Annotated in this window: 10 protein-coding genes; 4 read left to right on the forward strand and 6 right to left on the reverse strand. The window is 41.7% G+C overall.

The window, feature by feature from the left end:
- Positions 1-4 precede the first annotated feature (4 nt).
- Positions 5-1135 carry a class Ia ribonucleoside-diphosphate reductase subunit beta gene (nrdB, locus tag DRB05_RS18250; protein ID WP_102056861.1) on the forward strand — a complete coding sequence of 377 codons (1131 nt, stop codon included), beginning with the start codon at positions 5-7 and terminating at the stop codon, positions 1133-1135.
- Positions 1135-1407, forward strand: a complete 273-nt coding sequence (gene yfaE, locus DRB05_RS18255; RefSeq protein ID WP_128728190.1) for a class I ribonucleotide reductase maintenance protein YfaE — start codon at positions 1135-1137, stop codon at positions 1405-1407. The genes nrdB and yfaE overlap by 1 nt, the downstream gene beginning before the upstream one ends.
- Before the next feature lie 62 nt (positions 1408-1469).
- On the opposite strand, the gene DRB05_RS18260 is transcribed toward yfaE, so the two are convergent.
- A complete protein-coding gene (locus DRB05_RS18260) occupies positions 1470-1994 on the reverse strand; it encodes a YaeQ family protein (protein WP_128728191.1) in 525 nt (174 codons plus the stop codon).
- A 174-nt stretch (positions 1995-2168) separates the two neighbouring features.
- Between DRB05_RS18260 and DRB05_RS18265 the strand changes: the two genes are divergently transcribed.
- Entirely contained in the window at positions 2169-4622 is a 2454-nt protein-coding gene (locus DRB05_RS18265; protein ID WP_128728192.1) for a TonB-dependent receptor, read from the forward strand.
- Between the two features lie 68 nt (positions 4623-4690).
- On the opposite strand, the gene DRB05_RS18270 is transcribed toward DRB05_RS18265, so the two are convergent.
- The 5 genes from DRB05_RS18270 to DRB05_RS18290 all read right to left on the reverse strand — a co-directional run bounded on the left by DRB05_RS18270 (position 4691) and on the right by DRB05_RS18290 (position 10354).
- Positions 4691-6118 (reverse strand): M1 family aminopeptidase, encoded by a 1428-nt coding sequence (locus DRB05_RS18270; RefSeq protein WP_128728193.1) that lies wholly within the window; start codon positions 6116-6118, stop codon positions 4691-4693.
- 125 nt (positions 6119-6243) lie between these two features.
- Positions 6244-6876 (reverse strand): uracil phosphoribosyltransferase, encoded by a 633-nt coding sequence (gene upp / locus DRB05_RS18275; protein ID WP_017217310.1) that lies wholly within the window; start codon positions 6874-6876, stop codon positions 6244-6246.
- Between the two features lie 12 nt (positions 6877-6888).
- On the reverse strand, positions 6889-7437 hold the full coding sequence (locus tag DRB05_RS18280; RefSeq protein WP_128728194.1) for an NAD(P)H nitroreductase: 549 nt from the start codon (positions 7435-7437) through the stop codon (positions 6889-6891).
- Positions 7438-7621: 184 nt separating this feature from the next.
- Positions 7622-8329, reverse strand: coding sequence for a DoxX family protein (locus DRB05_RS18285; protein WP_128728195.1), 708 nt, complete (start codon positions 8327-8329; stop codon positions 7622-7624).
- Positions 8330-8392: 63 nt separating this feature from the next.
- The gene (locus DRB05_RS18290) at positions 8393-10354 is read right to left on the reverse strand and encodes an NADPH-dependent 2,4-dienoyl-CoA reductase (RefSeq protein ID WP_128728196.1); all 1962 of its coding nucleotides are present in this window, start codon (positions 10352-10354) and stop codon (positions 8393-8395) included.
- A 212-nt stretch (positions 10355-10566) separates the two neighbouring features.
- Between DRB05_RS18290 and sppA the strand changes: the two genes are divergently transcribed.
- Positions 10567-12447: a signal peptide peptidase SppA gene (sppA, locus tag DRB05_RS18295; protein ID WP_128728197.1), complete on the forward strand. Its 1881-nt coding sequence runs from the start codon at positions 10567-10569 to the stop codon at positions 12445-12447.
- Positions 12448-12511 lie beyond the last annotated feature (64 nt).

Below are 12511 nucleotides of genomic sequence, written 5' to 3' on the forward strand. Positions count from 1 at the left end.
ATTTATGGCATATTCTACGTTTAGCAGAAATCATAACGACCAATTAAAAGAACCGATGTTTTTTGGACAGACTGTTAATGTATCTCGCTACGACCAACAGAAGTTTCCTATTTTCGAAAAGCTAATTGAAAAGCAACTATCGTTTTTCTGGCGTCCAGAAGAAGTAGACGTAAGTAAAGATAGGTTGGACTTTCAGGCACTTCCTGAGCACGAAAGACATATCTTTTTGAGCAACCTAAAATATCAAACATTGCTAGACAGTGTTCAAGGCCGCTCTCCAAACGTTGCGCTTTTACCGATTGTCTCCATTCCTGAGCTTGAAACCTGGATCGAAACTTGGGCATTTAGTGAAACTATTCACAGTCGCTCTTACACTCACATTATTCGTAATGTAACGCAAAATCCAGAATTGATCTTTGATGACATCGTGGGCAATGACAAAATTGTTGAACGTGCGGATGCAGTTACCAAGTACTACGACGAACTGATTGAAAAAGTGAGCCTTTACAATCAGTACGGCGAAGGCAAACATGAAATTAACGGCACAACGGTCGTCATTAACTTGTTTGAACTTAAAAAGCTCCTATATCTTTGCATCATGTCTGTAAACATCTTAGAAGCAATCCGTTTCTACGTAAGTTTTGCCTGTTCGTTTGCTTTTGCTGAGCGCGAGCTTATGGAAGGTAATGCGAAAATCATCAAGCTAATCGCACGTGATGAAGCGCTACATCTGTCTGGTACACAGCACATGCTGAATATCATGCAAGAAGGTAAAGATGATCCTGAAATGTCTATCGTGGCAGCGCAATGTCGTGAAGAAGCAATTAAGATGTTTGTTGAGGCCGCTGAGCAGGAAAAAGAATGGGCTGAGTATCTATTTAAAGACGGTTCGATGATTGGTCTGAACAAAGATATCTTGTGTCAATACGTCGAGTACATCACAAATATTCGTATGTCAGCAGTTGGTTTACCAACGCAATTCGAAACTAAATCAAACCCTATTCCGTGGATCAATGCTTGGCTTGTGTCTGACAATGTTCAGGTTGCACCACAGGAAGCAGAGATCAGCTCATACCTTGTTGGACAAATCGACTCTGAAGTCGATGCCTCTGACTTTGGCGACTTCGACCTGTAATGGTTGAAAAGCCACCCTTCCTAATTCAGGTTGAGAATATTGAGGAGCCACTGGAATATGTGGCTTCTTCGTCTTCGATACTCGAAACCCTTGAAGCCGCAAATATTGAAGTCCCCTATCAATGCCGCGAGGGTTTTTGCGGCGCCTGCCGCGCCAAGCTCATCGAAGGGCAAACACAATACGCGAACGAGCCACTTGCTTTTGTGAGAGATGGAGAAATTTTATTGTGCTGTAGCAGACCCACAAGCCATATTAAAATAGAGTTGCCCTAGATAGCATGAATTCAAAAGAATACTTTGTTCTCTAGCCGTAGCCGTTGTCCCTTATCACTGCGTTAAATCAGCTTGGTAATTTGAGCACGAATATAGTGCTCGTTATCAGTAATACTCAGCGCCCCATTTTCAAGAATCACATCCCAATGCAAACTTCGTGTCAGCATTTCACACAAATCAGCCACAAAAACAGCGGGAATACTAAACACAGATAGCGAACCAATAAACTGTAACTGCACTCGACGCTCTTCAAACCATTGCTCACCGTCGGCACACAACACCACGACCTTAGTATAAAGCTTTTCATACTTAAGTATCTCTTCAACCTCGTAAGTGCCAATAAACAAAGCGACTTCAATTTGTTCGTTTTCATCTTCGAGCCATACATCAGGCCAATACTTTTTCTCCGTCTTACTCCACTTTGCAGGCTTATCAAAAGACAGCGCACAGATCCCGAGCAATTTCATCGCAAAGTGTTCGCTACTTTCTTTTGACAACATAGCTGTAGTAAAAACTTCTTCATGATGGCTATGATGAAATAAGTCAGCAACCTTAATCCTTGCCTTGAAAACAAATGGCTTGTTCATAATGTTGTGCCCATTTTGACTTATTCCTTAACTATAGCTGCAATTCCAATTTCAACAACACCCAAGTTATAGTATAACGTTATTGATCCACTATATTTGTAGTGTTATATTATCACCCTAGTTGCCAAATAGGCTCACTCGTTCAATACATAATCTAACTCGTGGTAATAAAATATGTTTAAGCAGTCTCTTATCGCCAGCGCATTAATTTCAATTATCGGTGCAGCGCCAGCTTATGCTGCACAACTAACAGGTAAAGTTGTTGACGCAAACAACCAACCACTTAGTAATGTAACCATCCACCTACATGGCAAAAGCAAGTCAGTTAAATCAGATAAGAATGGCCAATTTACCATTGAAATAGATGCTGATTCTCAATTACACGTTACTAAGCCTAATTATCTTGATAAGCGTGTAGATGTAGATGAAGCCCAAGGATTTGTTCGAGTCGAATTAAAACCAACATCTGTCGAAAGCATTGTTGTTTACTCTTCTGCTCTACACAAAAATAACATGGAAATGACTTCTCCTGTCAGTGTGTTAAGTGGTGATGAGTTAAAAAATCATGCAAAACCAACGCTAGGTGAAACACTAAAAGGCCAACCTGGGATCAATGCCAGCTATTTTGGTCCGGTTAGTTCAAGTCCTATTATCCGTGGTTTAGATGGTCCTCGCGTAAAAATTACGCAAAATGGTTTAGACAGTAGCGACGCCTCGCGCGTTGGTCCGGATCACGCAAACACTAATGATTCGCTAGCCGCGCAGCAAATTGAAGTGCTAAGGGGCCCTGCAACCCTACTCTACGGCTCAGGTGCAATCGGTGGGGTGGTTAATGTCGTTGATAATCGTATTCCTACTGACGTAATCGATAGCCTCCAGGGTGCTGCCGACTACAGCCATGATACCAACTCAAATACCAATACCTTTGCGATGTTATTAGAATCCGGCTTTGACGGCTTTAACTTCCATTTCGATGGCGTTAAGCGTAAAGGTGGTGATTATGAAACCCCAAATTTTGCGCTGCCGCACGACGAACATGAAGAACACGAGCATGAACATGAAGGCGAAGATCATGCCCACGAAGCAGAAGAACATGAAACAGAGTACGCCAATCGCGTCGACAATACCTTTATCGACTCCGAGCAATTTAATTTAGGTACAAGTTATGTTGGCGATCATCTGACTGTTGGTTTCTCTTATGGCCGTGTTGATACGGACTATGGCATACCCGCTCACTCTCATATTGGTCATGACCATGATCACGAACATGAAGACGAAGGACATGACCACGAAGAAGAATCCGTATTTGCTCGAGTAAAGCAAGATCGTTGGCAAGGGCTTGTAAATTATGCAGTACATAGTGATTGGCTTGAATCTATTGGTCTACGCGTGGGTTACACAGATTATGAACACGCTGAAATTGAAGATGGAAACATTGGCACTGTATTTGAAAATGATACAACTGAGTTACGCTTAACGGCGGAACACCGCTTAGGAGAGTGGCACGGCACTGTTGGTTATCATTTCTCCGACAGCGATTACGCCGCAAACGGTGCAGAAGCTTTCACGCCATCGACCAATACCAAAACGCACGCACTTTATATCCTTGAAGAACGTCGTTTTGGAGACTTCACACTTGAGTTAGGTGCTCGTATTGAAGACTACCAGTTATCAAGCAAAGGTAATCAACTGAAAGCGTACGAAGAAGATCATGACCACGAAGGTGAACACGACCATGATCACGACCACGACCATGGTGGAAACTTAGATAATGGGTTTATTTCTTATGACCTGGAAATGACTAATCTAAGCTTATCCATTGGCGGTGTATACGACTTTGTTGAAGGTCAAAACGTTGCCGTTTCACTATCTCGCTCAGAGCGCGCACCATTAACCGCCGAGTTGCTTTCAAATGGCATTCATATCGCAACAAGCACCTATGAACTAGGACTTGGTTATAAGCTAGAAGGCGATCATTTACACTTTGAGCCACAAGATATTGAACAAGAAACATCAAACAACTTAGACATCAGCTTTAGAAAGTTCTCAGGTGACTTTGGTTATACCGTTAACTTCTTCTACAACGACATCGAAAACTTCTACTATCAGGCATTAACAGACTATATCTATAGTCCAGAGCACGGTTTAGAAGTGGCAGATCATGAACATGAAGGCGCTGTTCCAGTGTTTAAGTTTGAAAGCAGTGACGCCAAACTATATGGTCTTGAGTTTGATGCCCATTACAAATTAAGCAACTTTGCACGCGTTAAAGTGTTTGGTGACTCACTAACAGCGAAGTTAGATAACGACGAATATTTACCACGTATCCCAAGCAACAAGCTAGGTCTTGATTACAAACACAGTTACGAGAACTTAACAGCTAATTTCACGGTGACGCATTACTTCAAGCAAGACAACATCGCAAGCTATGAAAGTGAAACTAAAGGCTACACGTTAGTGGATATGTCGTTTAACTATGACTTTGAGTTTATGGGCAGTGACATAGTTGGTTATGTTAACCTTGATAACCTAACAGATGAGCTAGGCTTTGTGCATAGCTCGTTTATTAAAGAGCAAGCTCCACTTCCAGGTCGTAATATCAAGCTTGGTATCAGAGGCTACTTTTAATACCGATTCCTTTCTTTTATAGAAGCCAAAAAGCTGCCTCTTGTGGGTAGCTTTTTTATTTGGATTATTTATATTTTACTACTTCTTATACTCAACGTGATGAAGTTCTCAAAGTTGGTAGCGTCTAAAATATCAAGCGTGAACCTATGGCTATTCACCCAACGAGATAATATCCAATCAATGTTAGGATCTTTCAAATCACGCAGTGCAAGAATAAAGTCGCCTGTTGATGCTCCGCTTTTAACATGTGCTGCATAAAAAGTACGTAGTAAATGAGTAAACCTTTCCTCTCCTAGCTCATGATGCAAAAGCGCAAAAAATAGCGCCCCTACCGAATAGGCATTAAGCCCTGCTTTTCCATACTCTTCAAACGCAGTCGTTAAATATTTAGGCTGTTTAACGAACTGATTTTTTGCTCGTTTTAGTACGTTTGTCATATGCGAGCTTAAAGACACCCTTTTATTCAGCCGTGAATCCGTTAAATACTCTAAAAAGGTAGCCTTACCTTCATTCCAGCGTGGTGAGTAGCTTTCATTCGAACGTGGGTCCCATAGATGACTCAGTTCGTGATACAAACGAGTTACCTCCACAAACCCCTCGCTGTCTTGAATAATTGCGGTAACATCAGCTTGAGCACCAAACCCCTTTGGGATCTCTATAAAGCTAAACTCACCAGTGCTTTGACGTTGACCAAACCAGCTTTCATACAACGTTATGGTTTGTTTTGCCTTTTCCATATAGTCAGTTGCATATTTATTTCCCGGTAACGTAAATAGCTTAAAGCCATCTCCTTTTGTCACGGTATATGGTGCGACCATGAAGTCCATTCTCCATGAGGGTTTCTGGTTTTTGTACGAATAAACCTTTCTTCCTTGATCGGTCTCTGTTACGCCTAGTAAAATTCCACCATTTGCTACCACTAAGCCACTATCGACTTCGATGTTAGCGGTGTAGTTATACAGCTTCTGCCAAAAGCGTGACGCGCGATTGACCCTATCATCAGGCACAGTGATGAGCGGATAAGCATATGCGTCCATACGAATAATAGAAAACAAAGGGGTGATGTCATCTTTAATATAAGCCATCCCAGTTTCTACATACCCCTTTATATGGCCAGAATAATTAACAGTAAAAGTTGTTTGTTGATCGGGTTGTAGCGCCTCAGATAACGATAATTTAATATAATTAGACTGAAATAGTGAGTCATCAATATTACTTACTACTCCCTGTGTATAGTTGAGGGACTTACCCGCTTCCGAAGTGATATCGACAACACTAAGCAAGCGATAAAGTCTTAATGGAATTACGCTAGTTGGTGTTGTTCCTTGGTTTTTAACCGTTATCGTTGCGCTGCCAGATAAACGGCTTGTTTGTGTATGTATGTTGAGATCGAGATGATAGTTGGTTGCAAATATTTCTATTTTTTTAATACTGGGGAGCTCGTTTGCTGAAACAGAAATGCAGCTTAGCCACAAAAAAATACGTAGCAAATACATGGTCTATCCTTAATATTATTTTGTTGTTTTAACAAAAATAGAGCGGAAGACGTATTTTTACTACGATATTTTTTTGTATCATTGTTTTAGATCAAAAACCAAAACCTGTTAATCACTATAACTGTTTAGGCTCTCGTACCAAATATTTTGTCACCGGCGTCGCCTAGACCTGGCACAATATATCCTTTTTCATTTAGATGACTATCCAGTGAAGCGGTATAAATTTCAACATCAGGATGTGCTTCTTCCACCAGTTTTACTCCTTCTGGCGCTGCCACAAGCACAATCGCCCTGATCTCTTTTGAACCTGCTTTTTTTAACATGTCGATAGTAGCGATCAGTGAGCCACCAGTCGCAAGCATTGGATCAATAACCAAAGCAAGTCTGGCATCAATATTTCCCACCAATTTCTCGAAATAAGGCACAGGCTCAAGCGTTTCTTCGTTACGCTGTAAACCCACAACACTCACTTTAGCCGCTGGGATCAACTGCAATATGCCATCTAGCATTCCCAAACCAGCTCTTAAAATTGGCACCAAGGTGATCTTTTTGCCCGTCAGCCTTTTAACTGTTAATTCGTTACCGTCCCAAGCGGAGATGACCTGATCGCTCAACGTCAAATCTTTTGTTGCTTCGTAAGTGAGTAAGTTGCCAACTTCCGAGACAATTTCGCGAAAGTTTTTAGTTGATATGCCCTGCTCGCGTAACAGCCCAAGTTTATGCTGAACTAACGGGTGATCTATTACATGTAATGCCATGACTACGTATCCTTATAAACTGCAAAAGAAATCTTCAGGTTTGTGCCTTGTAGGCTTAGTACACTGTACTGTAGGCGTGCCTAAATAAAGGTAACCAACGATTTCATCTTTTTCATTGAGACCAAGTTGCTTTTTCACTTCAGGGCTCTGGGCAAAGTAGCCAGTTCGCCATACACCCGACAATCCCTGTGCAAAAGCCGCTTGCTGCATAGCAAGTACACTACAGCCTGCACTTTGAATTTGCTCAATACGAGGTACTTTTGGATGTTCTTGATATGGAGATACAGCGATGATCAACATAGGGGCACGCTCTGGCAATTGTCTCGCTCTATCTATTACCCGTTGCTCTTGTTGCTCTTTTACCGCCGCTTGGTAGTAGATCTCGCCCAGTTTTTCGCGACCTTTTTCTTCTACTATAATAAATTTAAACGGTGTTAAACCACCGTGATCAGGCACTTTTAGTGCCGCTTTTTTAATGATTTCTAGCTGAGCTGGGTTGGGTCCAGGAAAAGACAGGTTGCTATCTGACTGGCGTGTTAAGAGTAATTCTATGGCGTCCATTAACTCGTCCCGTGTTGTGCCTTCAAAATGGCCGTGAATTATACTAATTTAACTTAATACTTGCCTCGAAATAGGCTATCTAATTAAGCAAATTGCCGTTACATGGTGACAGTCTACCATTTTACCTTAAATTCGACCACGCAACATCACGGTTTATGGTTGCATCCTTGCTATAACCTATTTTTTATTCGGGGACTAAATCACGTTGTTTTCTTTCTAAAAGTAGTCTCAACCAATAATCGACACTGACATAACGTCCACCACCGGTAAAAAATAGCGATAGCAGTAACACAAAGTAAGTAGCTGCAAATTCAATTCCATTGTTCAAAATCACAATATTGCCTTTTTCGTATAGATAACTTGGTTTGCCATTTTCTTCGACAATCTCTTTAATTAAATCCAAACGCTGCTTTGCATCTACACTATTTTTTAAGCTCACTTTTGCTTCGTCAAAGCCAAGCCAATCTAATACTTTAGCCGCGCTAGTATCAGGATTTGTTGGTGTAACCGAAAACCAGCCGTGTTCCAAATGAACCGTAGTGGCAGCAACAACCATAGTCACCATGAGCGGAATTGATACTAAGCGTGTAAGCAAGCCGAATAAAATTAACCAACCACCTAAAAACTCCGTCCATGCGGCTAGAAAGGCAAGCAAGTCAGGAAAAGGCAGACCTAAACCCCATTCACTATTACCAAACCAAGCAACAATATTCGGATCGGCGAGGAGACTTTGCAAAAATGTCGCGTCTGGATTGGTCAAATTCAACTTATTATAACCTGCAATGATCATAACAGGCGCGAGAATAAGTCGCATAAGCAATGGTGCAAGACCAGAAAAATATTGAGATAAATGTTGTAGTTGCCGATACGGCTTTAGTAGGTTGGTAAACATATGCGGTCCATAGTTGATGTTTGAATTATCAGTATAGACCGCAGATTGGGTTGGATTATTTCGTTAGATCTTTCTTGCTACCTGAAGTGCCTCTGCAATCGCTCGCTTAGCATCAATCGCTGCAGCCAGTTTGGCCCCACCGATAACGTGCTGATTCTCAGGAAGTGCCTCTTTATCGAACAAGCTATCGTTGGAAACTTGTCCAATACAAGCAATGACCGTATCTACATCTAACAGTTGTTCTTCACCTGCCACTCTCACAGTCAAACCTTGATTATCAAAGCTTATATATTCGCATTCCGCAATTTGCTGAACATTGTGATGTTTTGCAACAGCTCTGTGGATCCAGCCGGTAGTCTTACCTAAGTCTTTACCAAAACGTCCTTCAGAGCGTTTTAACATATAAATTGGCCTTTGCTCTTGTGATGGTTGCGCTTCACATTCTATTCCCCACTGTGATTTAAAATCAGGAATAGTTTGTTCTCGCTGTTCTGTTAAAAACGCTACCATGTCAAAGCCAATACCACCTGCACCTAAAATGGCAATTTTATTGCCCAGTTTTACTTCACCTTTAATCACTTCGTCATAGGCAAACACACGTTTCCCATCTGCACACTCTATTTTCGACATACGCGGACTTACACCCGTTGCAAATACCACATCATCAAACGCGTTTGCCATTGTTTCTTCGTATGGTGTATTTAGGCAAAGCTCAACACCTAAGCGATTTATTTCGCTGACATAGTATTTAAGCGTATGTTGGAAGTCTTCTTTACCAGGTATTCGCATCGCTAAATTAAACTGGCCACCTAATTCACTACCTTTATCAATTAACTTAACTTGGTGGCCTTTTTTGGCGAGATAGTAACTTACAGACAACCCAGCAGGTCCTGCGCCAACAACGAGTACTTGTTTTTTCCTTTGAGCGCTCTGAAGTGGATAATCCAATTCAAATCCCGCTTGTGGATTCACCAAACATGTTGCTCGTTTGCCCTTAAATACATGGTCTAAACACCCCTGATTACAGCCGATGCAAATATTGATTTGCTCCGAGCGCTGCTCTTGATATTTATTAAAGAATTCAGGATCAGCCAGTAACGGACGCGCCATAGAAATAAGGTCAGCATCTCCTTTAGCTAAAATGTCATTAGCAAGATCTGGGGTGTTAATCCTATTTACCGCGACAACGGGTATATCAACGGCTTGTTTTAATCTATGTGACGCTTCACGATAGGCACCTGGAGGCACCATCGACGCAATTGTTGGAACACGCGCTTCGTGCCAACCGATTCCGGTGTTAAGAATATCTACACCGGCTGCGACCAAAGCTTTGGCTTGCAGCACTACTTCTTCTGGTGTTGAGCCATTTGGGATTAAGTCCATGACCGACAGACGAAACACGATTATGAACTTATCGCTCACTTTTGCTCTAACCGCTTTTACAATATCTGTTGCCAATCGCATTCTGTTATCTAAGCTACCACCATACTCATCGGTGCGTTTATTGGTATGCTCCGCCATAAACTCATTGATTAAATAACCCTCTGAGCCCATGATCTCCACACCATCGTAGCCTGCTTTTTCGGCCAATTTAGCTGAGTGAGCAAAGTCTTTAATCGTGCCTTTAATAGCACTTACGCTCATTGCTTTTGGTTTATATGGATTAATCGGCGCTTTAATCGCACTTGGTGCGGTGTTGAATGGATGATAAGCGTAGCGCCCTGCATGTAGTAACTGTAGACAAATTTTGCCACCATGCTTATGTACTACATCAGTGTATGCTTTATGTTTAATTACATCGTATAACGAGTTAAAAGAAGAAGAAATTGGTGTCAACTTACCGCGCAAGTTTGGACTGTAGCCTCCGGTTACAATAAGACCTACTCCGCCTTTTGCCCGCTCCTCATAAAATGCAGCGAGTCGCTTTCGGTTATGCCACCCCTCTTCAAGCCCGGTATGCATTGATCCCATAACCAAGCGATTTCGTAAACTGGTATGTTTAAGTTGTAATTCTTGTTCTAACATTTGCCGCCCCACAAAACTGGTCTTACCTGTGAACATTAACGTTTTTTTATTATTTGGCAAGTGTTAAGAAGAAAGAAATTAACGAATTTGGCAGCATTGGCGATATTTCAATCATGAAAATACTTCGTTACGTTTTTCTATTATTCATGAAACTCGCTCTGATATATGATAAACGTATAGAGTTGTATTGAAGTTAAGCATAAGGGATCATTTTGAAATTGATAGCGAATATTTTTAAGGGCATTTGGGCCACACTGAACTTTTCCAGGCGATTGATTCTAAATCTGCTGTTTTTGTTCATTCTTATCGCCATAGTGATAAGTATTGTATCGGACGAAGATCAGGTTAAGGTCGAAAATAAAAGCGTATTACGCTTAAACCTGAACGGTATCATAGTCGAGCAATTGACTTATGTTGATCCTATTGACGCAGCAATGAGTGACGCCTTTGGCGATTCAGAAGAGCCAAGTGAAATTCTATTAGATGATATTATCGATGTTATCAATAGTGCGGCTAAAGACGACCGAATCACAGTGATGTACCTTGATTTACAACGTCTTCATAGCGCCCATCTCGACAAATTACGAGATATTAAAGACGCGCTCTCGCAGTTTAAGGCTGCAGGCAAAAAAATCTACGCTCACGGCGCTTATTACACTCAAGCTCAATATTATCTCGCCTCGATAGCCGATGAAATTTCTTTACATCCATATGGGGGAGTTAATATCACTGGGTTTGGTATGTATCCGCTGTACTTCAAAGAAGCCCTTGATAAGCTGAAAGTTACGCAACATATCTTCCGCGTTGGCACTTACAAATCAGCTGTTGAGCCTTTTATTCGCAGCGACATGTCACCAGAAGCAAAAGAATCAAACCTTGGGTGGATCAACCCACTTTGGACACAATACAAAACAGAAGTCGCCGAAAACCGCGGTTTTGATACAGCTAATTTTGATGAAACCTTCGCAGCATTAACCGATAAAATGGAAGCCGCCCAAGGCGATTCAGCAAAATATGCTATCGACAACCAATGGGTCGATGCATTAACGACCAATCAGGCATTTGCACAAAAACTGATCGATGAAGTTGGTCTCGATGCAAAAGGAAAATCTTTTAAACAGGTCTCGTTCAATCAATATCTATCGACAATGCCGCCTAAAGAGTTTGCAGAAAACCCATTTACTGAAAAAGTCGCAGTGGTTGTTGCTAAAGGTCAGATCTCTGATGGCAAGCGTAAAGCGGGTGCTATCGGTGGTGATTCAACAGCTGCATTACTTAAAAAGGCTCGCCTTAACGACAAGGTAAAAGCAGTTGTATTAAGAATTGACTCTGGCGGTGGTAGCATGTTTGCTTCGGAAACCATTCGTAATGAGGTTATTGCATTAAAAGCCGCTGGAAAACCCGTGATAGCATCAATGGGTTCAGTTGCAGCTTCTGGCGGTTATTGGATTGCGGCATCAGCTAATGAAATTTGGGCTTCTCCAAGTACAATTACGGGCTCCATCGGTGTCTTTGGCATGATCATGACCTTTGAAAATGCAGCAAACTCATTAGGAATTTACTCTGATGGTGTTGCGACAACCGAATTGAAAGGTCAATCCCCATTCAGAGGAATAGACGGAGGCTATAAAAACCTTATCCAGATGGGGGTTGAAGATGCCTATGATAAGTTTATTTCCATGGTCGCGACTGAGCGAAATCTTGATAAATCAGCCGTTAATGATGTTGCGCAAGGACGTGTATGGCTAGCAACTCAGGCGCTTGATTTTGGCTTAGTTGATAAGTTAGGTAACAAGAACGATGCCATTGAAGCGGCCGCAAATCTTGCTAATTTAGAGATGTATGATGTTATCACTATTGAACAAACACTCACCGAGCAAGAAAAGCTGATGCAGCAATTATTTGGTGCATCAATGGTGCAAAGCGCCATTAGTGCCCTTGTACCTGAGCAATCGATATTCGCAAAAACTGCACTGAACGCCCTAGACAGCGTTAGTAATACAATCGAAATACAAACTCAAATGTTAGGGCAGCTTAACGATCCTAACCATGTCTATACGCTTTGCTTAGTGTGTAACGTTTCACCTGAGTGAAATCGATTAAGCACTGCAATTGTGGTGCTGTAATTGTTATACTAAGCCCAGATTTTATTCTGGG

Origin of the sequence: Pseudoalteromonas sp. A757 (assembly GCF_004103285.1) — a bacterium.
In the GTDB taxonomy this organism is placed as follows: domain Bacteria; phylum Pseudomonadota; class Gammaproteobacteria; order Enterobacterales; family Alteromonadaceae; genus Pseudoalteromonas; species Pseudoalteromonas galatheae.